The organism is Salipiger abyssi, from assembly GCF_001975705.1.
GTDB classification, from domain to species: domain Bacteria; phylum Pseudomonadota; class Alphaproteobacteria; order Rhodobacterales; family Rhodobacteraceae; genus Salipiger; species Salipiger abyssi.
The window spans coordinates 873679-900003 of sequence record NZ_CP015093.1; the positions used below are offsets into that span (position 1 = coordinate 873679).

A 26325-nucleotide genomic window follows, 5' to 3' on the forward strand; every position below is an offset into this window, starting at 1 on the left:
GCGGTCGTTCAGGAACAAACCGGATAGCCGCAGTCCACCGCACACCGCTGATCAAATGCCTCACACGAAAAAACCCCCGCATTTCTGCGGGGGTTTTCTGTTTTCGCTTGCCGGAAACGCTTATTCGCGGCTTTCCGGCGTATCCACCACGAGGTTGTCGAACTCGTCGCCCCCGATCACGTCGTTGCCCGACGTGTCCGCATCGGGCGCGGCCAGCGCTGCTGCGGCTTCCGCCTCGGCGCGCTTGACCTCGATCACCTTGCCGTCGCGCTCGGTGGCGATGCGGCGCACCCGCTGGGTCGCGCCACCGGTGCCCGCCGGGATCAGGCGGCCCACGATGACGTTCTCCTTGAGGCCGACCAGCTTGTCCTTCTTGCCCTGCACCGAGGCTTCGGTGAGCACCCGCGTGGTCTCCTGGAAGGAGGCCGCCGAGATGAAGGAGCGGGTCTGGAGCGACGCCTTGGTGATGCCGAGCAGGATCGGCTCACCTTCGGCGGGACGACCGTTCTTGGAGATCGCCTTGGCATTCGCCGCGTCGAACTCGGCCTTGTCCACATGCTCGCCCTTGAGCAGGGTCGTGTCGCCGCTGTCGGTGATTTCCCACTTCTGCAGCATCTGCCGGACGATGACCTCAACGTGCTTGTCGTTGATCTTCACGCCTTGCAGACGGTACACGTCCTGCACCTCGTCGATCATGTAGTTGGCCAGCGCCTCGATCCCCATAATGGCGAGGATGTCGTGCGGCGCCGGGTTGCCGTCCATGATGTAGTCGCCCTTCTGGACATAATCGCCTTCGACGACCGGAATGTGTTTCCCTTTCGGGATCATGTATTCCTTGGTCTCCAGCGTGTCGTCGGCAGGCTCGATGGCGATGCGGCGCTTGTTCTTGTAGTCCTTGCCAAAGCGCACATAACCGTCGATCTCGGCGATGATGGCGTGGTCCTTGGGACGGCGCGCCTCGAAGAGTTCGGCCACACGCGGCAGACCGCCGGTGATGTCCTTGGTCTTCGCACCTTCGCGCGGGATCCGCGCCACGACGTCACCGGCCTTGATCTCCTGCCCGTCTTCACAGGAGAGGATCGCGTCCACCGACATCGGGTAGGTGATCGGGTTGCCCGCCGCGTTGCGCACCGGCTCGCCATCGGCATCCATCAGGATGATCTCCGGCTTGAGCTCGTTGCCCTTGGGCGCCGCCCGCCAGTCGACCACGATCTTCTGGGTCATGCCGGTGGCTTCGTCGGTCTCGTCGCGCACGGCAAGCCCGTTCACCAGGTCGACATGCCGGGCGATACCATCCGCCTCGGCGATGATCGGCAGCGTGTAGGGATCCCACTCGAAGAGCTTGCCGCCGCGCTGGACGGTCTCGCCCTCCTTGACGAAGAGCTTGGTGCCGTAGCCCAGCTTGTGGCTGGCGCGCTCGGCCCCGTCCTCGCCCATGATCCGCAGCTTCATGTTGCGGCCCATGACCAGGGTCTCGCCGATGGCGTTCTCGAGCGTCGAGGCGTTCTCGAACTCGATGATGCCCTCTTGCGAGGCTTCGAGGAAGGACTGCTGACCACCCTGCGCCACGCCGCCGATGTGGAAGGTCCGCATCGTCAGCTGTGTGCCGGGCTCGCCGATGGACTGCGCCGCGATGATGCCGACCGCCTCGCCGGTGTTGACCATCGTGCCGCGCGCCAGGTCGCGACCGTAGCACATGGCGCAGACGCCCTCTTCGGCCTCACAGGTCAGCGGCGAGCGGATGCGCGCGGTCTGCACCGCGGCCTCCTCGATGGCGTCGGACATGCGCTCGTCGATGAGCTGACCCTCGCGGATCAGCACCTCGTCGGTGCCCGGGCGCATGATGTCCTCGGCCGCGACACGGCCCAGAACGCGCTCGCCGAGGCTCGCCACCACTTCGCCGTCGTTGACCGCTGCTTCGGCGGTGATCGCGCGGTCGGTGCCGCAGTCGCGCATGCGCACGATGCAGTCCTGCGCCACGTCCACCAGACGGCGGGTCAGGTAACCCGAGTTCGCCGTCTTCAGAGCGGTGTCCGACAGACCTTTCCGCGCGCCGTGGGTCGAGTTGAAGTATTCAAGAACGGTCAGGCCTTCCTTGAAGTTCGAGATGATCGGCGTCTCGATGATGTCGCCGTTCGGCTTCGCCATCAGGCCGCGCATCCCGCCCAGCTGCTTCATCTGCGTGACCGAGCCACGGGCACCGGAGTGCGCCATCATGTAGACCGAGTTGGGTTCCATCTCGGAGCCATCCTCGGCGCGCTTGTTCGCCGAGATGGTGTTCATCATGGCGTCGGTGACCTTGTCGTTACATTTCGACCAGGCGTCCACGACCTTGTTGTACTTTTCGCCCTGGGTGATCAGGCCGTCCATGTACTGCTGTTCGAAGTCCTTGACCTGCTCGCGCGTCTCTTCGACCAGATCCCACTTGGTTTCGGGAATGACCATGTCGTCCTTGCCGAAGGAGATGCCCGCCTTGAACGCCTCCTTGAAGCCCATGGACATGATCTGGTCACAGAAGATGACCGACTCCTTCTGACCGCAATAGCGGTAGACGGTGTCGATGACCCGCTGCACGTCCTTCTTACGCAGCAGCGTGTTGACCAGCTCGAACGGCGCCTTGGCGTTCATCGGCAGCAGCGCGCCCAGACGCACGCGGCCCGGCGTGGTCTCGTAACGCTTGACGATCTCCTGGCCGGTCTCGTCGATCTGCTTGACCCGGCAGGTGATCTTGGCGTGCAGATGCACCTCGCCCGCGGTCAGCGCGTGCTCGACCTCCTCGATGGAGGAGAAGGCCATGCCCTCGCCCTTCATGCCTTCGCGCATGATGGTGGTGTAGTACAGGCCCAGGATCATATCCTGCGACGGCACGATGATCGGCGCACCGTTGGCCGGCGACAGCACGTTGTTCGTGGACATCATCAGGACGCGCGCTTCGAGCTGCGCTTCCAGCGAAAGCGGCACGTGCACGGCCATCTGGTCGCCGTCGAAGTCGGCGTTGAACGCCGAACAGACGAGCGGGTGCAGCTGGATCGCCTTGCCCTCGATGAGCTGAGGCTCGAAGGCCTGGATGCCGAGACGGTGCAGCGTGGGCGCGCGGTTCAGCAGAACCGGGTGCTCGCGGATGACCTCGTCAAGGATATCCCAGACCTCGGGACGCTCTTTCTCCACCAGCTTCTTCGCCTGTTTCACGGTGCTGGAAAGGCCCTTGGCCTCAAGCCGCGAATAGATGAAGGGCTTGAAGAGTTCGAGCGCCATCTTCTTCGGCAGGCCGCACTGGTGCAGCTTCAGTTCCGGGCCCGTCACGATGACCGACCGGCCCGAGAAGTCGACCCGCTTGCCGAGAAGGTTCTGACGGAAACGGCCCTGCTTGCCTTTCAGCATGTCGCTGAGCGATTTCAGCGGACGCTTGTTGGCACCGGTGATCACGCGGCCACGACGACCGTTGTCGAAGAGCGCGTCGACGGCTTCCTGAAGCATCCGCTTTTCGTTGCGGACGATGATGTCCGGCGCGCGCAGCTCGATCAGCCGCTTGAGGCGGTTGTTCCGGTTGATCACCCGGCGGTACAGGTCGTTGAGGTCGGAGGTCGCGAAGCGGCCACCGTCCAGCGGCACCAGCGGGCGCAGCTCCGGCGGAATGACCGGGATCACGGTGAGGATCATCCATTCCGGACGGTTGCCCGACTCGAGGAAGCTCTCCACCACTTTCAGGCGCTTGATGATCTTCTTGGGCTTCAGCTCGCCGGTGGCCTCCTTGAGGTCCATGCGCAGCTGCTCGGCCTCGGCTTCGAGGTCGATGGCCGCCAGCATTTCACGGATCGCCTCGGCGCCGATATTGGCGGTGAAGGCATCCATGCCGTACTGGTCCTGCGCGTCGAGGAACTCGTCCTCGGTGAGCATCTGGCCATAGGTCAGGTCGGTCAGGCCCGGCTCGATCACCACGTAGTTTTCGAAATAGAGCACACGCTCCAGATCGCGCAGCGTCATGTCCAGCATCAGACCGATGCGCGAGGGCAGCGACTTGAGGAACCAGATATGGGCGCAGGGCGCGGCCAGCTCGATATGGCCCATGCGCTCGCGGCGGACCTTTTGCAGCGTGACTTCCACGCCGCATTTCTCGCAGACGACGCCGCGATATTTCATGCGCTTGTACTTGCCGCAGAGGCATTCGTAATCCTTGATCGGGCCAAAGATCCGCGCGCAGAAGAGGCCGTCACGCTCGGGTTTGAACGTGCGGTAGTTGATCGTCTCGGGCTTTTTGATCTCGCCGTAGGACCAGCTGAGGATCCGCTCGGGCGAGGCCAGCGAGACCTTGATCTCGTCGAACACCTTGGGCGGGGTCAGCGGGTTGAACGGGTTGTTCGTCAGTTCCTGGTTCATGTCAAAACCTTTGCGTCATGGCTGCGTTGGGGGGAGCGCCCAGGATTTTTCGTACGAAAATCCTGGGCCGAAGAATTTTCGACGAAAATTCTTCGTTACTCGTCCTCCTCCGCGTCCAGGAGTTCCATGTTCAGGCCGAGGCCGCGGACTTCCTTCACGAGCACGTTGAAGCTCTCGGGAACGCCCGCCTCGTAATTGTCCTCGCCCTTGACGATGCTTTCATAGACCTTGGTCCGGCCCGCCACGTCATCCGACTTCACGGTCAGCATTTCCTGCAGGGTATAGGCGGCGCCATAGGCTTCCAGAGCCCAGACCTCCATCTCCCCGAACCGCTGACCGCCGAACTGCGCCTTGCCGCCCAGCGGCTGCTGGGTGACGAGCGAGTACGGGCCGGTGGAGCGTGCGTGGATCTTGTCGTCGACCAGGTGGTGCAGCTTCAGCAGGTATTTCACACCCACCGTCACCTTCCGTGCGAATTCCTCGCCGGTGCGCCCATCGAAGAGGCGCGACTGGGCCGAGGAGTCGAACCCTGCCCGCGTCAGTGCGTCGTCGATATCGGCTTCCTTGGCACCATCGAAGACCGGCGTGGCGATCGGCACGCCGCGCACCACGTTGCCCGCGGCTTCCACCAACTGGCCTTCGTCCATCTCGGCGATGCCTTCTTCATAGACCTCGTCGCCATAGGCGATGCGCATGGCTTCGCGTACCGGCGTCAGATCGCCGGAGCGGCGATAGTCCTGAAGCGCCTCGTCGATCTTGATGCCCAGGCCGCGCGACGCCCAGCCCATGTGGGTTTCAAGGATCTGACCGACATTCATCCGCGAGGGCACACCCAGCGGGTTGAGGCAGAAGTCGACCGGCGTGCCGTCCTCGAGGAAGGGCATGTCCTCCATCGGAACGACGCGGGAGATCACCCCCTTGTTGCCGTGGCGACCGGCCATCTTGTCGCCCGGCTGAAGCTTGCGCTTCACCGCGACAAAGACCTTGACCATCTTCATCACGCCCGGCGGCAGGTCGTCGCCGCGGCGGACCTTCTCGACCTTGTCCTCGAACCGCGCGTCGAGCTGGCGCTTCTGCGCCTCGTACTGCTCGTGCAGCGCCTCGATGATCTGCGCGTCGGACTCTTCCTCCAGCGCCAGCTGCCACCACTGGCCGCGCGACAGCGTGCCGAGCAGCTCTTCGGTGATCTCGCTGTTCGGGCGCACGCCCTTCGGCCCCTTCACCGCGGTCTTGCCGAGGATCAGGTCGTGCAGGCGGGCATAGATGTTGCGGTCGAGGATCGCCAGCTCGTCGTCCCGGTCACGGGCCAGACGTTCGACTTCCTCGCGCTCGATCTGCAACGCACGCTCGTCTTTCTCGACGCCGTGCCGGTTGAAGACCCGCACTTCCACAACGGTGCCGTAATCGCCCGGCTTGACCCGCAGCGAGGTGTCGCGCACGTCGGAGGCTTTCTCGCCGAAGATGGCGCGCAGAAGCTTTTCTTCCGGCGTCATCGGGCTTTCGCCCTTCGGCGTGATCTTGCCCACAAGAATGTCGCCCGGCTCCACATCGGCACCGATATAGACGATGCCCGCCTCGTCGAGGTTGCGCAGCGCTTCCTCGCCGACGTTCGGGATGTCGCGGGTGATCTCTTCCGGCCCGAGCTTGGTGTCGCGAGCGGCAACTTCGAATTCCTCGATATGGATCGAGGTGAACACGTCGTCACGCGCGATGCGCTCGGAGATCAGGATCGAGTCCTCGTAGTTGTAACCGTTCCAGGGCATGAAGGCGACGATGACGTTCTTACCGAGCGCCAGTTCCCCCATATCCGTCGACGGGCCGTCCGCGATGACCTCGCCCTTGCCGACCGTGTCGCCCACCTTCACCAGCGGACGCTGGTTGATACAGGTGTTCTGGTTCGAGCGCTGGAACTTGCGCATCCGGTAGATATCCACACCGGCATCGCCCAGTTCCAGATCGGCGGTGGCGCGGATCACGATCCGCTGCGCATCGACCTGGTCGACGATGCCCGCGCGATGCGCCTGGATCGCGGCGCCGGAGTCGATGGCGACCTTGCCCTCGATCCCGGTGCCCACCAGCGGCGCCTCGGAGCGCAGCGTCGGCACGGCCTGACGTTGCATGTTGGCGCCCATCAGCGCGCGGTTGGCGTCGTCGTTTTCGAGGAACGGAATCAGCGAGGCCCCGACCGAGACCAGCTGTTTCGGCGACACGTCGATCAGGTCCACCGACTCGCGCGGGGCGAGGGTGTAATCGCCCGACTGGCGGGTGTTGACCATCTCGTTGATGAATTCGCCGTTCTCGTCCAGCGTCGCGTTTGCCTGGGCGACCGTGTGGCGCATCTCCTCGGTGGCGGACATGTAATGCACTTCGTCCGTCACCTGGCTTTCCTTGACCACGCGATACGGGGTTTCGATGAACCCGTATTTGTTCACGCGCGCAAAGGTCGCCAGCGAGTTGATGAGACCGATGTTCGGGCCTTCCGGCGTCTCGATCGGGCACATGCGGCCATAGTGGGTCGGGTGCACGTCGCGCACCTCGAAGCCGGCACGCTCGCGGGTCAGACCGCCCGGCCCAAGCGCCGAGAGGCGGCGCTTGTGGGTCACTTCCGACAGCGGGTTGGTCTGGTCCATGAACTGCGACAGCTGCGAGGAACCGAAGAACTCACGCACGGCGGCAGCCGCGGGCTTGGCGTTGATCAGATCCTGCGGCATCACCGTGTCGATCTCGACCGAGGACATACGCTCCTTGATCGCGCGCTCCATGCGCAGCAGGCCGACGCGGTACTGGTTTTCCATCAGCTCGCCGACGGAACGGACACGACGGTTGCCGAGGTGGTCGATGTCGTCCACCTCACCCTTGCCGTCGCGCAGCTCCACCAGCGCCTTGATGCAGGCCACGATATCCTCGCGGTCCAGCGTGCGCTGGGTGTCGGGCTTTTCGAGCGCCAGACGCATGTTCATCTTCACCCGGCCCACGGCCGAGAGGTCGTAACGCTCGCTGTCGAAGAACAGCGTGTCGAAGAGCGACGAGGCGGCCTCGACGGTGGGCGGCTCGCCCGGACGCATGACGCGGTAGATATCCATGAGCGCGCTGTTGCGGTCCATGTTCTTGTCCTGCGCCATGGTGTTCCGCATGTACGGGCCCACGGTGATGTTGTCGATGTCGAGCACCGGGATATCGGTGATGCCCGCGTCCAGCAGCTCTTTCAGCGAACCGCCGGTCACCTCACCATCCTTGTCAACGGTCCAGGTCAGCTCGTCACCGGCTTCCACATAGATGGCGCCGGTCTCTTCGTTGATGATGTCCTTGGCGACGAACTTGCCGACGATCTGGTCGAAGGGCACCAGCAGGTTCTCGACCTTGCCCTCGTCGATCAGCTTCTTGACCGCGCGCGGGGTGACCTTCTTGGTGGCCTCGGCGATGATCTCGCCGGTATCCGCATCCACGAGATCGTGGGTCGGACGCGTGCCGCGCACCCGCTCGGGGAAGAACTTGGTGACCCAGCCCTCGCCGCGGCGCAGGGTGTAATCGACCGTCTTGTAATAGGCGTCCATGATCGCTTCCTGGTCGAGACCAAGAGCGTAGAGCAGCGTCGTCACCGGCAGCTTGCGGCGGCGGTCGATGCGCGCGAAGACGATATCCTTGGCGTCGAATTCGAAATCGAGCCACGAGCCGCGATAGGGAATGATGCGGCAGGCGAAGAGCAGCTTGCCCGAGCTGTGCGTCTTGCCCTTGTCATGGTCGAAAAACACGCCCGGCGAACGGTGCATCTGGGAAACGATGACCCGCTCGGTGCCGTTCACGATGAACGTGCCGTTCGGCGTCATGAGCGGCATGTCGCCCATGAACACGTCCTGTTCCTTGATGTCCTTCACCGATTTGGCGCCGGTATCCTCGTCGATATCGAACACGATGAGGCGCAGGGTGACCTTCAGCGGGGCGCTGTAGGTCATGTCGCGCTGCATGCATTCCTCGACGTCGTATTTCGGCTTTTCAAGCTCGTAATCGACGAATTCCAGAACAGCGGTCTCGTTGAAATCCTTGATCGGAAAGACCGACTGGAACACGCCCTTGATGCCCTCGCCATCCATGGGCTCGAGCTGGTCGCCGGATTTCAGGAAGAGTTCGTAGGAGGATTTCTGAACCTCGATGAGGTTCGGCATCTCCAGAACCTCACGAATTTTGCCGTAATATTTGCGAAGACGTTTCTGGCCAAGGAAACTTTGCGCCATAGGTCTGTTCACCTTTTCAGCTTCTCACCGGACGCGCATGCTGTCGGGCACCAGCGGCACATCCATCCGAGACGACAATTGTTCCGATCCATTCCTGGCCCCTGTCCCACCAAGGGCCTCCCGATCCTGGAACCTGCCTTAGAAAAGCCCTTGCGCGAAGGGCCTCTCTGAGACGGGTTCGGCTGGGCCCGGGAGAGCCCGGACCCAGCCTTGTAAGGTCAGCGCGCCGGGGCGATCCCGGCGCCGTGACAGTTCCGGGGGAACCGCACTTACTTGAGCTCGATTTCCGCGCCTGCTTCTTCGAGCTTTTTCTTGATCTCTTCGGCTTCGTCCTTGGAGACGCCTTCTTTGACAGCCTTGCCGCCGGCTTCCACCAGCTCTTTGGCTTCTTTCAGGCCCAGGCCGGTGATGCCGCGGACTTCCTTGATCACGTTGATCTTCTTGTCGCCAGCCGACTTGAGGATCACGTCGAATTCGGTTTTTTCCTCTTCAGCGGCGGCTTCGCCACCGGCTGCCGGGCCAGCCATCATGACCGCGCCGCCAGCGGCGGGCTCGATGCCGTACTCGTCTTTGAGGATGGTTTTCAGTTCCTGGGCTTCGAGCAGCGTCAGACCGACGATTTGCTCTGCAAGTGCTTTAAGATCAGCCATTTTGCGTTTTCCGTTTCTCTAGATGTGTTCCAACGTGCGGGTTTGCAACCCCACGAGTGTCTCTTGACTGCGCGTTACGCCGCCTCGGCCTTTTCCTCGATGGTGGAAAGGATGGAGGCGATGTTCGAAGCAGGGGCGCCAATCGCACCGGCGATGTTCGAAGCGGGTGCGCCGATACAGCCGGCGATGGAAGCGATGAGCTCCTCGCGCGACGGCATTTTCGACACGGCCTCGACACCGGCCCGGTCCAGAGCCGCACCACCCATCGTCCCGCCAAGGATTTCGAACTTCTTGTTGTCCTTGGCGAAATCCTCGACCACCTTGGCGGCTGCCACGGGGTCTTCGGAGAAGGTGAGAACGGTCATGCCCTCGAGATATTGCGCGATGCTCTCGCTCGGCGTTCCCTCAAGGGCGATCTTGGCGAGCCTGTTCTTGGCGACGCGAACCGAAGTCTCGGCCGCGCTCGCGCGCGCCCGCAGGTCCGTCATCTCGGCAACCGTGAGACCCTCGTAGCGGGATACCACCACGACGCCAGAGCTTTCGAAGATCTGGCCGAGTTCCTCGACCACTTTCTCTTTCTGGGCTCTATCCACAGTTTCACTCCAGTTGTGGAGGGGCGACCCCTCCGGCTCGGTTCTGTCCGGGCAAGCCCGGACGACAAGGTCCGATCGGGTCGTCGCATCGCGTCGCCGGAACACATAGGTCCGGAACGTATGTCTCTTCCCGTCTCGGGCAGGAATTACAGGATTGCTCCAACCCACCGTCTCGGACGAATGAGAGGGTCGCCACGAATCACGCGGAAACCCTCAGGGGGTCCGGATACCGGCTTTTGGGCGCTGTGCCAAGCCCGGATACGATCACGGGCGCGGGCACCGGCTGGAAATACCTCGCACGAGTGTCGCAGATCGCGGCGAGTCCGTCCACTTGCATCGCCAGGGCTGTCACAAAACCGCTCATACCGGCGAGGCAAACACGCCGCTCAATGCAAAAAGCCAATGCAAAAAGGGCGGACCCGCAGGCCCGCCCTTCCCAAAATCACTGATCGCAGAGGATCACTCGGTCGCGGCGTTGGCCACGTCGACAGTCACGCCCGGGCCCATGGTGGAGCTGAGCGAGATCTTCTGCATATAGGTGCCCTTGGCGCCAGCCGGCTTGGCCTTGGCAACCGCGCTGACGAAGGCGCGGACGTTCTCGACCAGCTTGGCTTCGTCGAAGGAGGCTTTGCCGACGCCGGCATGGACCACACCGCCCTTTTCAGCGCGGAACTGGACCTGACCGCCCTTGGCGTCCTTGACGGCCTGAGCGACATCCATGGTCACCGTGCCGACCTTGGGGTTCGGCATCAGGTTGCGCGGGCCGAGCACTTTGCCCAGACGACCGACGATCGGCATCATGTCCGGGGTCGCGATGCAGCGGTCGAACTCGATGGTGCCGCCCTGGATGGTTTCCATCAGGTCTTCGGCGCCCACGATGTCGGCCCCTGCGGCCTGAGCTTCCTCGGCCTTCGGGCCACGGGCGAACACGGCGACGCGCATGGTCTTGCCGGTGCCGTTCGGCAGGCCGATCACGCCACGGACCATCTGGTCGGCGTGACGGGTGTCGACACCCAGGTTCATCGCGATCTCTACGGTTTCGTCGAACTTGGCGCTGGCCGACGACTTGACGAGCGCAACGGCTTCCTCGACGGTCAGGTTTTCCTTGCCGACAAAGGCTTCGCGGACGGCGCGGGTACGTTTTCCGAGCTTTGCCATCTTACTTCACCTCGATGCCCATGGACTTGGCGGAGCCAAGGATGATCTGCATTGCCGCTTCGACGTCGTTCGCGCTGAGGTCCTTCATCTTGGCCTCGGCGATCTCGCGCACCTGCTTGGTGGTCACGGTGGCAACGGTCTCGCGACCGGGGTTCTCAGCACCGCGCGGGCGGTTCCGCTTGCCCACGGGCTTCAGACCGGCAGCCTTCTTCAGGTAGTAAGACGCGGGCGGCGTCTTGATGTCCATGGTGAAGGACTTGTCCTGATAGTAGGTGATCACGGTCGGGCACGGCGCGCCGGGCTCCATTTCCTGCGTCTTGGCGTTGAACGCCTTGCAGAATTCCATGATGTTGATGCCGCGCTGACCCAGGGCGGGGCCCACGGGCGGCGAGGGGTTGGCTTTGCCTGCAGGGATCTGCAGCTTCATCTTGCCGGCGAGCTTCTTGGCCATCGGCGAATCTCCTGTTCCATCTTCCCTGACGACGCGTCGCCGGGATGTTCATGTGGCGTGGTCTGGTCCGGACATCGCGATGCCCTCGCCTCCCACGAACGCGACACCCCCGACTCGCATCGGAAGGCCACGAGCGCGCCCTTTACCGCGCATGGCGCAACTTGGCAAGGCGCGTCAGCCCCGGCGCACCTCTGCCAGACAGGCAAGCCTTGCGAACCGCGCCAGCTCGGCATCGAGCCGCGCCTCGCGCGCCTTGGAGGGGCGCACCCCCGCCTCCCACCAGAGATTGGTCACGCTCAGCAGCCCGGTCTTGCGGTCGCCCTTGGCCTCGATCCGCCCGACGAAACGATCCCCTTCGAGCAGCGGATAGATGTAATAGCCCCATTGCCGCTTCGCCTCCGGCACGAACATCTCGACCGTGTAGTCGAAGCCGAACAGGCGTTTCAAACGCACCCGATCGCGGATCGCCGGATCGAACGGGTTCAGCAGGCGCAGCCGCCCGCCGGGCGCGGGCGCAGCCTCCAGACGCTCTTCGATGTCGGGGCAGGCCACAGCCTTGGTCCAGCGGCCATCGGCGCCCTCGATCTCGACCGGCAGCGGCTGGCGGCGCTCAGACCAGGCCGCCACCTCGGCAACCTCGGTGGCATCCCAGAACTTGCGCAGCTCGCCCAGCGTGCCAAAGCCCAGGCGATCCAGCGCCGCGTCGCACAGCCCGTCGATCTGCGCCTCGTCGGACAGCAGCTCGACCTCGGGAAAGATCCGCTCCGCAAGGTCGTAATACTTGACGACCCCCTCGCGATGACAGGTCGCAAGCACCCCGGCATACCAGAGATAGTCGAGCGCCTTCTTGTGCGGCGGGCGCTGCCACATGGCGCGCTTTTCCACCACCGTGTCGAAATCGCGGGTGCAGAGCGGCCCCTCCTCGCGGATGCGGGTCAGGATCTCCTGCGTCAGCTCCTCCGAGGCGATGCCCACATACCACGACCCGCCGACCTTTTGCTTCATCCGGTCGAATTGCCGGCGCCAGAGCGGCAGCATCTCCATCGGCAGGACGGAGGCATCATGGGTGAAATGCTCGAAGACCTGCCGCTTGCGCAGCAGCCTGTCGAGCATCGGCTCGCGATAGGACTGCGCCCGCGACCACAGGATATGATGATGCGCGCGCGAGACCACCTGGATCGTGTCGAGCTGCACGAAGCCCAGATCGCGAATGACCCGCAGCGCATCGGCGCCGGAGGGCGCGGCGCTCAGCCCGTGAGAGGCGAGCCAGAGCCGGCGGGCATCAACATTGGCGATACGGAGGGGAGCGGGGGCAGCCATGCCGCAGCTTTCGCCAATCGCGGCGGAATTGGCAACCGGCCAAACAAAAGCCCCGCCGGATGGCTCCGACGGGGCACGTTCGCGCACACGGCAGGTCTCTTACTCTTTCGAGACCTGTGTGTATTCCAGCTCGACCGGGGTTTCCCGGCCGAAGATCGACACCGCCACACGCAGGCGCTGATTGTCGTCGTCGACGCTCTCGATCATGCCGTCGAAGCCCTCGAACGGGCCGTCGTTGACCTTGACCTTCTCGCCCACCTCGAAATGGATGAGCGTGCGCGGCGCCTCGTCGCTTTCCTGCACACGGCCCAGAATCGCCTCGACCTCGGCATCGCGCATCGGCATCGGGCGCCCCTGCGGACCGAGGAACCCGGTCACCCGGTTGATCGAGTTGACCAGGTGATAGCCCTGATCCGACATCTCCATATGGACCAGCACATAACCGGGCATGAAGCGGCGCTCGGTGGCGACCTTCTTGCCACGGCGCACCTCGATCACTTCCTCGGTGGGCACCAGAACCTCGTCGATCTGGTCTTCCAGCCCCTGCTCTTCGACAGACTGCCGGATCTGTTCCGCGATCTTCTTCTCGAAGTTCGACAGAACGCTGACCGAGTACCACCGCTTTGCCATCTGGCCCCTCTTCCAATCTCTCAGCCGGTCTCTGCCGGCATCGTCCTGCCCCAAACGAAAACCGGCGTGCAACTCGAATCGCTGCACGCCCGTCTGAGGAAAGTGTGTCGCTCACTACCCCCCTGCCCCTGCGATTTCAAGAGGCAGACCGGGCTTCAGGCCGTTACGCCTAGCCGAACATCGACAGCAGCCCCTGAAGGCCGCCGCGGATCAGGATATCGACCAGCGCAAAGAAGGCCGCGGTGAGCGCCGCCATGATAAAGACGGTGACCGTGGTGAGCATCACTTCGCGGCGCGTGGGCCAGACGATCTTGCCGATCTCGGCCCGGGTCTGCTGGATGAACTGGATGGGATTGGCCATTGCCGCCTGCTTTCCGTTTCCGTGCGGGTTTCGGGCGATATACGCAGAGAGCCCTCCGCTGGCAAGTCTTGCACCCGGCTTGCGTCCCTCCCGCGCGCGCGATCACCGCAACGTCACGCGCGCCTCACCCTGCTGCGAGCGGATTTCACGAAACTCTGACGCCAGGGCGCAATTTTCCCGGCAACCTTTCGCGGCCTTCGGCGTTTGCGGGCGCGTTGGAGGAAAACTCATCCATGGCAATGGGTTAAAACATCGAAATTGGCCGTTTTCGGGTCGGAACCAAGCCGCCGCGATCGCTGTTGTGTCGCCAGGAAGCACGAGGCACCCGACGCCTCGGCGAGAGGAACCGAAGAAAGAAAGGAACGTCATTATGAAACGCCTTCTGACCGCAACCGCCCTGAGCACCATCGTCGCAACCAGCGCCTTCGCCGCAAGCGAAGCCGAAATGAATGCGATCACCACCTATTATCCGGATGCCAATTTCGAAGCGCTGACCGACGATCAGGTCACCGAGATGTTCGCCGTCGCCAACAGCGGCGTGAGCGACACCGAGAAGCGTTCGCAGATCGAGGACATCGCACAGGCGGACAACCCGTCGGCATCCGTTGCCGTCGAGGAAGAGCTTCAGGTCTACATCCCGGAGTGGCGCCTGGACGAGATGTCGAGCGCAGAGCGTGAGCGCGTCGTGGCCCTGGTAAGCGAAAGCGAAGATCCGGCCGAGACCCGCGTGCAGATCGTCGACTCGATGAAGGACGCAGCTCCGAACCTGACCACCGGCGAGGTGAGCGCACTTGAAGAGCTCGTCCCGGAAGCCGACTACAGCGTGCTGACGACCGGTCAGGTCGATGACCTCCGCGCCGCGCTCTACGGCGACTCGAGCGACAGCGAGAAGAAGAGCGACATCGAGCGGATCATGTCGTAAATCTTGACCATTCAAGGCAAGGGCCGCGGTTCGCCGCGGCCCTTTTGCGTGCCTTATCGCCGCATTTTTGCTTATGGCAGGATGATGGCAGGGGCAGCAGGGTTCGAACCCGCGACCTACGGTTTTGGAGACCGTCGCTCTACCAGCTGAGCTATACCCCTAAGGCCGGGCTCCCGTGTACGAAAGGGCGCGCGCCATTGCAAGCGGGAAAACGGCCTCAAATCCAGCGCAATCGCCGCAGGATCGCGAGTTGCAGTGTGACCACCACCGCAAGACCGCCAACAAAGATCCAGAACGCCCCGGGATGCGCCGCGCCGGGCATGCCGGCCAGGTTGATTCCGAACAAACCAGTGAGGAAGCCCAGCGGCAGAAACAGCGCCGAGAGAATCGAGATCATGTACATATTGCGGTTCAGCCGCTCCGATTGCTGGCCCGTCAGCTCGTCGCGTACCAGCGCCATGCGCTCGCGCATCGCGTCGGCATCCTCCACCACCCGTTCCAGCGCATCCAGCTCCTCGGCGAGATGGCGCAGGTCGTCCGGCTCCAGCCAGCCCGGGTGCGCCGCCTGAAGACCGCGCAGCGCATCGCGCTGGGGTTGCAGATAGCGCCGCAGGATGATCGCCCGGCGGCGGAGTTCGACAAGCTGGCCGCGCAGCTCTTTCTCCGCACCGTCAAGAACCGCCTCCTCCAGGTCGTCGGCCTCGTCGTCGATGCCCGTCCAGAAAGACTCGATCCGATAGGTCAGCCGCTCCACCAGCGCGACCAGGAAGCCCGCGCAATCGTCCGGCCCATGGCCCGCCGCCAGTTCCGCCGCGATATCCTCGATCGCGCGCACCGGGCGGCGCGACAGGCTGACGATGCGGCGCGGGTCGATCCAGAGCCGCACCGAGACCATGTCCTCGGGATCCTCGCCCGCCACCGTGTTGATGCCGCGCAGGATCACGATCAGCCCTTCGCCCACCCGGGTGACGCGCGGGCGGGTTTCCTCGGCAACCAGAGCGTCGATGATCGTGGGATCGAGATAGGACAGGTTTTCCACGATCCAGGCCGGCGTGTCCGGATGGTGGGCGCGCAGATGCACCCAACCCAGCTCTTCGCCGCGCAGCAGCGCCGGCGCCTCACCCGGGCTCAGCGCCTTGCCGCGCCCGTCGCCGTTCAGCGCGAAACCGGTCTGAATCACATCGTCGAAACGGGGGGCCAGCTCCTGCATAGCCGGAGAATATCCGCACCCCGCCGGCGCGCAAGCGGCTTTCGCACGGTCCATACCCAGCCTTTATTGGCTTGTGCATCACTGCACACTCAATCTGCACTAAACAGTTTAGGGTGATTAGATACCTCTCGCTCACGCGGAATACGCTCATCCCTGCGACACGCGGCCCCGGCAGTCTGTCATTTTTCTGTTATTTTCGACGTTTCCGACGGCCCATAGGAAGTCTTCCGATCACAGTCAAATACACGTTTTCGCGATCCGCTGTGAGCGCCCGCGTGATTTGCTAATCCCCTGATCCGAAACGATATCACGGGTGTCCCGCCACGAAACGGACGGGATGGACACGCACCGCAAAGGTGCTTTGATCAGTTTAAGGAAGGAAAGAAACATGAAACGCTTTATCGCACTCACCGCCGCTGCCGTGACCGCAGCCTCCGCCGTTGCAGGCGCTGCCTCCGCTCAGACCTACAGCACCGGCGACGCAGCCCGTGCCGCTCTGTCGCGCATCGTTCCCGAGGCCAATGTCTCGGCCCTCAGCAATGCCGAAGCCGTTGCCGTGTACCAGGTGGTGCAGGAAGAAACCGGCGCAGGTAATGCCAAAGCCACTGCCGAAGCCATGATCCGCAACTACCAATGAGTGCGGAACCCCGCAGGGAGCCCGGCCAGCGCCAGCTCCCTGCGGATAGGCCCGACAGCCTGACACGATAAGGGGCGCCGACGAGGCGCCCCTTGAATTTTGTCCGCAGCCGTTTTCGTTCAGCGGTGCTGCCGCCCTTGCGCCGCCCAATCTTGGCCGAAGCTGCACAATGCCCCCCCCAAGCCCTTGTCAGTCCTTCTCACGCCCGGCGTCTCCGGGCGCATGTCTGCGTGCGCCAACGGCGTCGGCGCGCCTGTAGCCGCCTGCCAAACGCACCGGCGCTCCGCTCTCGAGGGGCGTCGCTGGGGCGTTTCCGGCGAAAACCGCCATGTTCAAAACTGCACAACAGGCCTGCGACACCCCTCATAGCGTTCGGAAACGCCCTGATCTCACATCCTCCTCGCGCCAGTGCGCCCGACCGGCCCTCGCTGAAACCCTTTATTTCGTGGGGTTTCGGCAGCGGCCAGCAGGCTTTGGGCAGGTCTCACTCACGTTCCAGTGCACAAAGTCGCGACCCGCCGTGACCGCTCGCGTGATTTGCTAATCGCCTGATGCATAACGATATCTCTGTCATCCCGAGACGAAACGGACGGGACACAAAGCGCTCCGAAACGGAGCTTCAGACATGTAATGGAAGGAAAGAAAATGAACCGCTTTATCGCACTCACCGCCGCCGCTGTCACCGCCGCCTCCGCCTTTGCCGGCGCCGCTTCGGCCCAGACCTACAGCACCGGCGACGCAGCCCGTGCCGCTCTGACGCGCATCGCACCCGAGGCCAATGTCTCGGCCCTCAGCAACGCCGAAGCCGTTGCCGTGTACCAGGCGGTGCAGGAAGAAAACGGCGCAGGCAACACGAAGGCCGCTGCCGAAGCTCTGATCCACAACTACCAATGAGCGCAGTGCGCCGCAGGGAGCCCGGCCAAGGCCAGCTCCCTGCGGACAGGCCCGACAGCCTGACACGATAAGGGGCGCCGACGAGGCGCCCCTTATCTTTTGTCCAACGCCCCGGCAGCGTCCCCCGCCCCGGGCACGGTCCGGGGCCTCAGCGCGCCCCGACAGTGCAAAAGAAAAGGCCGGGTGGAACGGATCCACCCGGCCTTTCGATGTCTCTGGAACCGCGCCCCAAAAGGGCGGGAGACCCGCCTTACTCGAGGATCTTGGAGACGACGCCGGAGCCGACGGTGCGGCCGCCTTCGCGGATGGCGAAGCGCAGGCCGTCTTCCATGGCGATCGGCGCGATCAGCTCAACCGTGAACTTAAGGTTGTCGCCCGGCATCACCATCTCGGTGCCCTCGGGCAGCGTCACGGTGCCGGTCACGTCCGTCGTGCGGAAGTAGAACTGCGGACGGTAGTTCGCAAAGAACGGCGTGTGACGGCCACCCTCGTCCTTGGTCAGGATGTAGACCTCGCACTCGAACTTGGTGTGCGGCTTCACCGAGCCCGGCTTGCAGAGAACCTGGCCACGCTCGACGCCGTCACGGTCGATGCCGCGCAGCAGCGCGCCAATGTTGTCGCCGGCTTCACCGCGGTCGAGCAGCTTGCGGAACATTTCCACACCGGTGCAGGTGGTCTTCCGGGTGTCGCGGATGCCGACGATTTCCAGTTCGTCGCCGACGTTCACAACGCCACGCTCCACACGGCCGGTGACCACGGTGCCGCGGCCCGAGATCGAGAACACGTCTTCGATCGGCATCAGGAACGGCTGGTCGACAGCGCGCTCGGGCTGCGGGATGTACTCATCCACAGCGGCCATCAGTTCCTTGATCTTGTTCTCGCCGATTTCCGGATCGCGGCCTTCCATCGCCGCAAGCGCCGAGCCCGCGATGATCGGAACGTCGTCGCCCGGGAAGTCGTATTCGGAGAGCAGCTCGCGCACTTCCATCTCGACCAGCTCGAGCAGTTCCTCGTCGTCCACCTGGTCGACCTTGTTGAGGAACACCACCATGGCGGGGATGCCCACCTGACGGCCGAGCAGGATGTGCTCGCGGGTCTGCGGCATCGGGCCGTCGGCGGCGTTCACCACCAGGATCGCGCCGTCCATCTGCGCGGCGCCGGTGATCATGTTCTTCACATAGTCGGCGTGGCCGGGGCAGTCGACGTGGGCGTAGTGACGGTTTTCGGTCTCGTACTCCACGTGAGCGGTCGAGATCGTGATGCCGCGGGCTTTCTCTTCCGGCGCGCCGTCGATCTGGTCGTAGGCGCGGAAGTCACCGAAATACTTCGTGATCGCCGCCGTCAGCGTCGTCTTGCCGTGGTCAACGTGACCGATCGTGCCGATGTTGCAGTGCGGTTTGCCGCGCTCAAACTTTTCCTTTGCCATCTTGTAAAGACGCCTCGCCTTTTCAGGGGCCCCAACTGACCCGGTTTCGCATCGCGGGCCGTTTAGTGTCTTGCAACGGGAAAATCAAGCGATTGATGCGCCTGACGGCGCGAGAGGCCGGGCGTGGCGACCGGCACACAACAGAGGCCCGGCAAGAAAGGCAAAACCCTGATGACAGGGGCTTATTGCCGTATTGCCGCCCGAATCCCCGGCGCGGGCCGGGGCGCCGATATCAGGCCGCGTCTTCGGCCTCTGCCTCTGGGGGCGAATCCTCTACCGCGTCCCCGGCGGGCGTTTCCGCAGCAGCCTCCGGCGCGGCGGGCGGATTGGCCTCGAGCCCGCCGAACCAGCCTTCTTCCTTCTGCATGCGGCGCATCCATTTCTCGATCTGCAACGCCACATTGGCCGAGAGATTGCGCATCTGCTCCGCCTTCGACTGGGTCACACCCGAGCCCACCACGGTCTCGGCGGAGAAGCTTTCAAGCGCGGTGATCTGCTCGGGTTCGGCGTTGAGCTTCTTGCCCGCCGCGTCGTCCCAGACCGTGACCCGCACGATCAGCGCCGATTTCGGGCTGAAGACCAGCGGGATGCCCGGCTGCGCCAGGACATAGCCCTCGACGCTCACGCCCAGATGATAATATTTGTCGCCCTCATGCCGGCGAAAGCGCTCTTCCAGCGCCTTGTCGACCTCGGCGATCCATTCCTCGGCACTCGCCTCGCGCGAGACCGGCCCCTTGACGATATTCGGCGCCACCACCTCGGCATGGCCGAGCTTGAAATTCCCCAGCGGCTCGACAGGCTTTTGCAGGTTGGTCTGGCCATTGGCGCAGGCGGCAAGGCCCAGGACAAGGCCGAGCGCGGGGATCAGACGGGGCATGGGGCCTCTCTCGGGTCGTGGCGGATCCGCACCGGGATAGCCCAGCATGGGCGCCGGCGCAATCGCACGCCCTCGCTCACGGTGGCGCGAGCGGCCCGCTGCCCGGGCTTGCCATCCCCCGCCGCTTTGCGGAAAGTCCGGCGACAGACCGAAACAGAGCGCAACCGCCCGTGACCCTTCCGAGATTTTTCGCAGCCCTCCTCCTGCTTGTCGCCACGCTGGCCGTCGGCGGCTGCGCCGGCACCCCGGCGCATGAGCTGCAACCGCCCAGCGAGACAGAGATCGCCGCGCTGGCGCAGGAGATCCGCTCGCTCGGCCCGGAGATCGCCCCCGAAGAGGCCAGCCGCGCCGCGCGCGTGTCGCTGGAATACCCGCTCCGGCTGGCGCAGGCCTACGAGATCGAGGACGCGCCCTATATTCACAATATCAAGGTGAATCAGGGGCTCAAGCCGCGCGGGCTCTGCTATCAATGGGCCGACGATCTGGAGGCGCGGCTGCGGCAGGAAGGCTTTACGACGCTGAAGCTGCACCGTGCCATCGCCAATTCCGAGAGCGCGCTGCGCATCGAACACAGCACCGTCATCGTCAGCGCACCCGGCGACGGCATGTATGAGGGGATCGTGCTCGACCCCTGGCGCAATGGCGGCAAGCTTTACTGGGGGCCGGTGCGGGAGGATACGCGCTATCCCTGGCTGCCGCGACAGGAGGTCTTTGCCCGCAAGCGGCTGCAACGGCAGGCGGCGCGCTGACGCGCCGCCCGGCGGTTTGTCATCTCAGCACATGCACCGCGCATTTGGCGTGACGGACCACCTGCGTGGCGGTCGAGCCCATGAGCAGGTCGCCCATCCCCGGACGATGCGAGGCGATGACGATCAGGTCGGTGCCGTTATCCTCGGCGTAATCTAGAATCGTGCGACCGGAATGGCCTTCGACCACGATCCCGGTGGCATGGCCCAGCTTGGATGCCATGGCATCGAGTTCCGACTGCACAGCGGCGCGCGACTGCGCCAGGTAATCCGGCGGCATGTAGCTGATCGCGTATCCGGGGATATGCTCCATCACATGCAGCAAGGTGATGGTCGCATCGTCATCCGCCAATTCGCGGGCAACGGCCACAGCCGCCTCCGCCTTGGCGTCGCTGTCGAATGCAATGGGCACCAGTATCTTTTTGTACATGGGCGGCCTCCTTTCCTCTCCTTCCGGCAGTTTGCGCTATCCGAACGGGTCGCGCTTTGATTCATATCACCCGGCACGCGCCCGGTTTCCATCACAATTCAGGCACAATCCGCCACTAATTTCGAACTCAGGCCGCAGAACGCGCCGCATCCGCCCCGACACGCCCCTGCGGCGCAACGTCTCTCACGGATGCCGAGGCAAGGCGGCCCGCATTCCCGGCCGCGCCCCGTCCCGAACCATACCGGAACAACAAGAGCGAGGAGCGAGCCCATGCGCTATCTGATTGCCGAAACGAGCTGGAAACTGGTGAGCCTGTCGAAGGCCGTGGCCGACAGCGGCACCCTGAAAACCCGCTGCGAGAGCGGCGAGGAGATCGAGGATTTCCACAGCACCGGCGCACAGGATCTGACGGTGATCGACGCCGGGCTGCTGCAACGGCACAGTTCGCTGAGCCGCCTGCGCGAGCTTCAGCCCGCCATCCCCATCTGCGTGATCGCGCGCAAGCCCCGCCCCGAGCAGATCGCCGCCTGGCTGACCTCCGGCGCCGATATGGTGATCGACGAGGCCACGCCGCTGCCCGAGATGGTGGCGCGGCTCGCCTCGGTCGCCCGCCGCGCGCACGGCATCGCACATCCGCTGCTGGAATGCGGCCCGCTCAGCCTCGATCTGGAGGCACGGCGCGTGCATATGGGCACGGTGACGCTGTCGCTCTCGCCGAAGCTTTACGAGATCCTCGAATTCCTCGCGCTGCGCTCGGGCCGGCTGGCCTCGCGCGAGGCGCTGCTCAACCATGTCTACGGGTTCGAGAACGAGCCGGCGCCCCGGGTCTTCGACGTCTATATGTGCAACCTGCGCACCCATCTGAACGGCGTCGCCGAGGCGCTGCGCATCGACACGGTGCGCGGCTCGGGCTACCGGCTCGAAGTCACCGAGCGGCGCAAGGCGCTTCGGGCGCTGGCCGCGTAAGGCTCAGACAGGAGTGGTGGGCAGGATTGCCCACCCTACAGGCGGTTCGGTTCTAACCGAAGACCGCCTCCACATCATACATCACCGGCTCGAAGCTGCGGCACAGCTCGTTGATGTCGCGGTTGCGCTTGCGCATCTCGGCGCTGCGCAGCATCGCCTGGAAATCCTCGCGCCGGGTCCATTGCGAATAATTGGCGATGCGCGTCTGCGCATCGTTCACATGCAGCCCCGCGGCGATGAAACCGGGCTGTTTCGAGATAAAGCTCTCATAGGCGTCGTGCAGCGCATCGAGCAGGTCCTGGCAGGTGCCGGGCGTGGTCTCGAATGTGGTGATGACGGTCTGACAGGCGCTCGGGCTGGTGATCTCTGGCATGGCTCTCCTCCGTTCCCGCAAACACTCTGGCACGGAACGCCGGCTCCGCCAAACCTTTCCAAATATGCGGGAAATCCGCGCCTTTCCGCCGCGCGCCGGCGGCGCGCTTGACACAAGCGCAACAGCCCGGCGAAACAGGCCGGCAAACGGAAAAAACCGGCGCATTCGCGCCCGCGACCTGCTAGGATCGCGCAAAAGAACAGACGAGACAGGCATGAGCAGCACACCTGAGACGATCACCGATACCCTGCGCGAGGAGATCATCTCGCGCCCGGACATGATCCTGGACGACCGCGACCTGATGCAGGCGCTCATTGCCGCGAACGAGCGGTCAATGGGCGGCAATATCGTCGATCTGCGCGGCATCGCGATGGAGCGGCTGGAATCCCGGCTCGACCGGCTGGAGGACACCCACCGCAGCGTCATCGCCGCCGCCTACGAGAACCTCGCCGGCACCAACCAGATCCACCGCGCCATCCTGCGCATGCTCGATCCCATCGCCTTCGAGCCTTTCCTCCACGATCTCGGCGGGGAAGTGGCCGATATCCTGAGGGTCGACATGGTGCGGCTGGTGCTGGAATCGGCGCAGAACGACAGCGACCCGGCGATCCGGCGGCTGGGCGATGTGCTCTCGGTGGCCGAGCCCGGCTTTATCGAGGAGTATCTCTCGGGCGGCAGCGGCGCGCCGCAGCGCCAGGTCACGCTGCGCCAGCTTCACGAGGGCGACGCGCGGATCTATGGCGACAAAGCCGGCTGGATGCGCTCGGAGGCCTGCCTGAAGCTCGATTTCGGCGCCGGTCGCCTGCCCGGCCTGCTGGTCATGGGCTCGGAGGATCCGCATATGTTCACGCCGCAACAGGGCACCGACCTGCTGGCCTTCTTCGCCGGGGTGTTCGAGCGCGCCATGCGGCGCTGGCTGTCATGAGCCTGGAGATCTCGCCCGCCGCGCGCGACGCGCTGGAGGGCTGGATCGCTGCCGCGCGGGCGCTGAAGGGCGCCGCCGAGAACACCGTCACCGCCTATCGCGCCGATGTGGCGGAGTTCATCGCCTTCCTCACCGCGCATCACGCCGAGCCGCAGGGGCTGGCGCCGCTGGCGCGGGTGACCACCTCCGACATGCGCGCCTTCATGGCGCATCTGCGCGGCAGCGGCGCCGCGCCGCGCTCGATGGCGCGCAAGCTTTCGGCGGTGAAGAGCTTCTACCGCTGGCTGGCCGAGCGCGAGGGGTTCGAGCCCACCGCCGTGCTTTCCGCCCGCGCCCCCAAGTTCCAGAAGAAACTGCCCCGCCCGCTGGCCGAGGATGCCGCCCGCGCGATGATCGACAGCGTGAGCATGCAGGCCACAGACGGCTGGATCGGCGCCCGCGACGCGGCGGTGGTGACGCTGCTCTATGGCTGCGGGCTGCGGATCTCCGAGGCGCTGGGGCTCATGGGGCGCGACTGGCCCATGGGCGACACGCTGCGCATTGTCGGCAAGGGCGGCAAGGAGCGCATCGTGCCGGTACTGCCGGTGGCGCGCGCGGCCGTCGCGACCTATCTCCAGCTCTGCCCCCATGAGATGGCGCCCGACGCGCCGCTCTTTCGCGGCAAGCGCGGCGGCGCGCTGAACCCGCGCCTCATCCAGAAAGTGACCGAGAAGGCCCGGATGCAGCTCGGCCTGCCCGCCACCGCCACGCCGCATGCGATGCGCCACAGCTTTGCCACCCATTTGCTGGCGGCGGGCGGCGATCTGCGGGCGATTCAGGAGCTTCTGGGCCATGCCTCGCTGTCGACGACCCAGGCCTATACCTCGGTCGACACGGTGCATCTGATGAAGGTCTACGAGGCCACGCACCCCAAGGCAGGCTGAGGCGGACAACGCCCTTCCAAGGGCGTTGCAAATCTTTTCGAAAAGATTTGCCGACCCCGACCGCCGCGCCTAGGTTGGCGCCGAATTGAAAGGACAGGTGCCATGAAACTCCTGACATCCGCGGCCTCCCCCTTCGTCCGCAAGGTGCTCGTCACGCTGCACGAAACCGGCCAGATCGACGAGGTCGAGACCATCGACGTGCACAACACGCCGCTCGCACCGCATCCGGCTGTCGCCGCGGCCAATCCGACCGGCAAGATCCCGGCGCTGATCCGCTCCGACGCGCCGGCGCTCTATGACAGCCGCGTCATCTGCCGCTATCTCGATCACCGCGCCGAGGCCGGGCTCTATCCCGAAAACCGCATCTGGGACACGCTGACGCTGGAGGCCACCGCCGACGGTATCCTCGACGCCGCCGTACTCATCATCTACGAAGAGCGTTTCCGCCCGACGGAAAAGGTCTCGATGGAGTGGATCGAAGGCCAATGGACCAAGGTCTCCCGCGCCCTCGACGCGCTCAACACCCGCTGGATGAGCCACCTGAACGGTCGCATGGATATGGGTCATATCGCCATCGGCTGCGCGCTCGGCTATCTCGACTTCCGCCACGACGCCCGCCAGTGGCGCACCGGGCGCGACGCGCTGGCCGGCTGGTACGCAGGCTTTGCCGAGCGTCCCTCGATGCTGGCCACCGCGCCCAAGGCCTGAGCCGGCGGGGCTTGCAAGACAGGGCCCTGCGCCTGTAAGCCCCGGCCACCCGCCCCAATGAAAAAGGACGCCGCCCATGCGGATGCGCGACACCTTCCTCAAACCGATGCACCCCGAGGGGCGCAAATTCGTCGGCGCCTTCGCCGTGGCCACGCTGGTGCTGTTCCTGATCTGGGAACCGCTGGGCTGGATCGGCACCGGGCTCACGATCTGGTGCTATTATTTCTTCCGCGATCCCGAGCGCGTCACCCCCAACCGCCAGGGTCTTGTCATCAGCCCCGCCGACGGGGTGGTGTCGCTGATCGAGCCCGCCGTGCCGCCGGCCGAGCTGGGCATGGGGCCCGAGCCGCTGACCCGGGTCTCGGTCTTCATGTCGGTCTTCAACTGCCATGTGAACCGCGCGCCCGTCGCCGGCGAGCTCATCCGCCTCGCCTATCGCCCCGGCAAGTTCCTCAACGCCTCGCTCGACAAGGCGTCGGAAGACAATGAGCGCAACGCGCTGCGCATCCGCATGCAGGACGGGCGCGAGATCGCCGTGGTGCAGATCGCCGGGCTCGTGGCGCGCCGCATCATGTGGTGGAAGAAGGAAGGCGACTGGCTCGACCGGGGCGAACGCTTTGGCCTCATCCGCTTCGGTTCGCGGCTCGATGTCTACCTGCCGCGCGGTGTGGCCCCGCAGGTCTCGCTGGGGCAGACCATGGTCGCCGGCGAGACGGTGATCGCCGATCTGACGGAAGGCGACGGCCATGGCGGATGAGCCGAAACCGGATCGCGGCACGGAAAAGCTGACCCTGATCCAGCTGCTGCCCAATATGCTGACGGTGATCGCGATCTGCGCCGGGCTGACCGCGATCCGGCTGGGGCTTCAGGGCTCCTACGAATATGCGGTGCAGCTCATCCTGCTGGCGGCGGTGCTCGACGGCATGGACGGAAGGCTCGCCCGCGCGCTGAAATCGGAAAGCGGCATGGGCGCGGAGCTCGACAGCCTCGCGGATTTCCTGAATTTCGGCGTGGCGCCGGGCTTTCTGCTCTATACCTGGGCGCTGGAGGACAGCCGCAGCTTTGGCTGGCTGGCAGTGCTGACCTTTGCGGTCTGCGCGGTGGTGCGTCTGGCGCGGTTCAACGTGCAGCGCAAATCCGAGGACAAGGCGCATGACAACGCCTATTTCACCGGCGTGCCCTCCCCCGCCGGCGCGCTGCTGGTGATGCTGCCGATGTTCCTCAGCTTCGCTTTCGCCTCGGGGCCGTTCCTGCCGGATATGGTGCTGGCGCTGTGGATGGTGGCGATCGGCCTGTCGATGATCAGCCGCATCCCCACCTGGTCGTTCAAGACCACCCGCATCCCGCGCAAGAACGCCAAGTTTTTCCTCGTCGCCGTGGCCTTTGCCCTGGCCGCCGCCGTGACCTATGCCTGGATCACGCTGGTGCTCTTCTGCCTGGCCTATGTGGCCACGGTGATCGTGATGCTGCCGCGCCGGCGGCGAGCGAAGACGGACGACTGACAGCGGCGCAAATC

24 protein-coding genes and 1 tRNA gene are annotated in these 26325 nt (G+C 64.6%); 10 read left to right on the plus strand and 15 right to left on the minus strand.

Annotated elements, in window-relative coordinates; translation table 11 throughout:
* Positions 1 to 120: 120 nt before the first annotated feature.
* From rpoC to secE, 9 genes are all read right to left on the minus strand, one after another.
* Positions 121 to 4377, minus strand: a complete 4257-nt coding sequence (gene rpoC, locus Ga0080574_RS07875) for a DNA-directed RNA polymerase subunit beta' (RefSeq protein ID WP_076696773.1) — start codon at positions 4375 to 4377, stop codon at positions 121 to 123.
* Between the two features lie 95 nt (positions 4378 to 4472).
* Positions 4473 to 8609, minus strand: coding sequence for a DNA-directed RNA polymerase subunit beta (rpoB, locus tag Ga0080574_RS07880; RefSeq protein ID WP_076696774.1), 4137 nt, complete (start codon positions 8607 to 8609; stop codon positions 4473 to 4475).
* 269 nt (positions 8610 to 8878) lie between these two features.
* Positions 8879 to 9259 carry a 50S ribosomal protein L7/L12 gene (gene rplL / locus Ga0080574_RS07885; RefSeq protein WP_076696776.1) on the minus strand — a complete coding sequence of 127 codons (381 nt, stop codon included), beginning with the start codon at positions 9257 to 9259 and terminating at the stop codon, positions 8879 to 8881.
* Between the two features lie 74 nt (positions 9260 to 9333).
* Positions 9334 to 9852: a 50S ribosomal protein L10 gene (rplJ, locus tag Ga0080574_RS07890; RefSeq protein ID WP_076696777.1), complete on the minus strand. Its 519-nt coding sequence runs from the start codon at positions 9850 to 9852 to the stop codon at positions 9334 to 9336.
* Positions 9853 to 10311: 459 nt separating this feature from the next.
* The gene (rplA, locus tag Ga0080574_RS07895; RefSeq protein WP_076696779.1) at positions 10312 to 11010 is read right to left on the minus strand and encodes a 50S ribosomal protein L1; all 699 of its coding nucleotides are present in this window, start codon (positions 11008 to 11010) and stop codon (positions 10312 to 10314) included.
* A 1-nt stretch (position 11011) separates the two neighbouring features.
* Positions 11012 to 11461 (minus strand): 50S ribosomal protein L11, encoded by a 450-nt coding sequence (gene rplK, locus Ga0080574_RS07900; RefSeq protein WP_076696781.1) that lies wholly within the window; start codon positions 11459 to 11461, stop codon positions 11012 to 11014.
* Between the two features lie 174 nt (positions 11462 to 11635).
* Positions 11636 to 12781: a winged helix-turn-helix domain-containing protein gene (locus Ga0080574_RS07905; RefSeq protein WP_076696783.1), complete on the minus strand. Its 1146-nt coding sequence runs from the start codon at positions 12779 to 12781 to the stop codon at positions 11636 to 11638.
* 99 nt (positions 12782 to 12880) lie between these two features.
* Entirely contained in the window at positions 12881 to 13411 is a 531-nt protein-coding gene (gene nusG, locus Ga0080574_RS07910) for a transcription termination/antitermination protein NusG (protein ID WP_076696785.1), read from the minus strand.
* Positions 13412 to 13580: 169 nt separating this feature from the next.
* Entirely contained in the window at positions 13581 to 13772 is a 192-nt protein-coding gene (gene secE, locus Ga0080574_RS07915) for a preprotein translocase subunit SecE (RefSeq protein ID WP_076696787.1), read from the minus strand.
* A gap of 370 nt (positions 13773 to 14142) precedes the next feature.
* On the opposite strand from secE, the gene Ga0080574_RS07920 reads away from it, so the two are divergent.
* Positions 14143 to 14694 carry a hypothetical protein gene (locus tag Ga0080574_RS07920; RefSeq protein WP_076696789.1) on the plus strand — a complete coding sequence of 184 codons (552 nt, stop codon included), beginning with the start codon at positions 14143 to 14145 and terminating at the stop codon, positions 14692 to 14694.
* An 85-nt stretch (positions 14695 to 14779) separates the two neighbouring features.
* Here the strand turns inward: Ga0080574_RS07920 and Ga0080574_RS07925 are convergent.
* Positions 14780 to 14855 (minus strand) — tRNA-Trp (locus Ga0080574_RS07925).
* 56 nt (positions 14856 to 14911) lie between these two features.
* A complete protein-coding gene (locus Ga0080574_RS07930) occupies positions 14912 to 15904 on the minus strand; it encodes a zinc transporter ZntB (protein WP_076696791.1) in 993 nt (330 codons plus the stop codon).
* A gap of 388 nt (positions 15905 to 16292) precedes the next feature.
* On the opposite strand from Ga0080574_RS07930, the gene Ga0080574_RS07935 reads away from it, so the two are divergent.
* Together Ga0080574_RS07935 and Ga0080574_RS07940 are read left to right on the plus strand one after the other, a co-directional pair.
* Positions 16293 to 16541, plus strand: a complete 249-nt coding sequence (locus Ga0080574_RS07935; protein WP_076696793.1) for a hypothetical protein — start codon at positions 16293 to 16295, stop codon at positions 16539 to 16541.
* A 645-nt stretch (positions 16542 to 17186) separates the two neighbouring features.
* The gene (locus Ga0080574_RS07940) at positions 17187 to 17435 is read left to right on the plus strand and encodes a hypothetical protein (RefSeq protein WP_076696796.1); all 249 of its coding nucleotides are present in this window, start codon (positions 17187 to 17189) and stop codon (positions 17433 to 17435) included.
* Positions 17436 to 17685: 250 nt separating this feature from the next.
* Here Ga0080574_RS07940 and tuf read toward each other — a convergent pair whose 3' ends face one another.
* Both tuf and Ga0080574_RS07950 read right to left on the minus strand, forming a co-directional pair.
* Positions 17686 to 18861, minus strand: coding sequence for an elongation factor Tu (gene tuf / locus Ga0080574_RS07945; RefSeq protein ID WP_076696798.1), 1176 nt, complete (start codon positions 18859 to 18861; stop codon positions 17686 to 17688).
* A 232-nt stretch (positions 18862 to 19093) separates the two neighbouring features.
* Positions 19094 to 19738, minus strand: coding sequence for a hypothetical protein (locus Ga0080574_RS07950; RefSeq protein ID WP_076696800.1), 645 nt, complete (start codon positions 19736 to 19738; stop codon positions 19094 to 19096).
* A 170-nt stretch (positions 19739 to 19908) separates the two neighbouring features.
* On the opposite strand from Ga0080574_RS07950, the gene Ga0080574_RS07955 reads away from it, so the two are divergent.
* The gene (locus tag Ga0080574_RS07955; RefSeq protein ID WP_076696802.1) at positions 19909 to 20487 is read left to right on the plus strand and encodes a hypothetical protein; all 579 of its coding nucleotides are present in this window, start codon (positions 19909 to 19911) and stop codon (positions 20485 to 20487) included.
* 19 nt (positions 20488 to 20506) lie between these two features.
* Here Ga0080574_RS07955 and Ga0080574_RS07960 read toward each other — a convergent pair whose 3' ends face one another.
* Positions 20507 to 20914: a universal stress protein gene (locus Ga0080574_RS07960; RefSeq protein ID WP_076696804.1), complete on the minus strand. Its 408-nt coding sequence runs from the start codon at positions 20912 to 20914 to the stop codon at positions 20507 to 20509.
* Between the two features lie 270 nt (positions 20915 to 21184).
* Here Ga0080574_RS07960 and Ga0080574_RS07965 point away from each other — a divergent pair, with 270 nt between their 5' ends.
* Complete coding sequence (locus Ga0080574_RS07965; protein ID WP_076696806.1) at positions 21185 to 21880, plus strand: winged helix-turn-helix domain-containing protein; 696 nt, start codon at positions 21185 to 21187, stop codon at positions 21878 to 21880.
* A 52-nt stretch (positions 21881 to 21932) separates the two neighbouring features.
* Here the strand turns inward: Ga0080574_RS07965 and Ga0080574_RS07970 are convergent, their stop codons facing one another.
* Positions 21933 to 22253 (minus strand): antibiotic biosynthesis monooxygenase family protein, encoded by a 321-nt coding sequence (locus Ga0080574_RS07970; RefSeq protein ID WP_076696808.1) that lies wholly within the window; start codon positions 22251 to 22253, stop codon positions 21933 to 21935.
* Positions 22254 to 22467: 214 nt separating this feature from the next.
* On the opposite strand from Ga0080574_RS07970, the gene Ga0080574_RS07975 reads away from it, so the two are divergent.
* The 5 genes from Ga0080574_RS07975 (at position 22468) to pssA (ending at position 26311) form a co-directional block, all read left to right on the plus strand.
* On the plus strand, positions 22468 to 23178 hold the full coding sequence (locus Ga0080574_RS07975) for a DUF484 family protein (RefSeq protein WP_076696809.1): 711 nt from the start codon (positions 22468 to 22470) through the stop codon (positions 23176 to 23178).
* A complete protein-coding gene (locus Ga0080574_RS07980) occupies positions 23175 to 24101 on the plus strand; it encodes a tyrosine recombinase XerC (RefSeq protein WP_076696811.1) in 927 nt (308 codons plus the stop codon). Before Ga0080574_RS07975 ends, Ga0080574_RS07980 begins: the two co-directional genes overlap by 4 nt.
* A gap of 102 nt (positions 24102 to 24203) precedes the next feature.
* Entirely contained in the window at positions 24204 to 24809 is a 606-nt protein-coding gene (locus Ga0080574_RS07985; RefSeq protein ID WP_076696813.1) for a glutathione S-transferase, read from the plus strand.
* A 76-nt stretch (positions 24810 to 24885) separates the two neighbouring features.
* Complete coding sequence (locus tag Ga0080574_RS07990) at positions 24886 to 25566, plus strand: phosphatidylserine decarboxylase (protein WP_076696816.1); 681 nt, start codon at positions 24886 to 24888, stop codon at positions 25564 to 25566.
* A complete protein-coding gene (gene pssA, locus Ga0080574_RS07995) occupies positions 25556 to 26311 on the plus strand; it encodes a CDP-diacylglycerol--serine O-phosphatidyltransferase (RefSeq protein ID WP_076696818.1) in 756 nt (251 codons plus the stop codon). Before Ga0080574_RS07990 ends, pssA begins: the two co-directional genes overlap by 11 nt.
* Positions 26312 to 26325 lie beyond the last annotated feature (14 nt).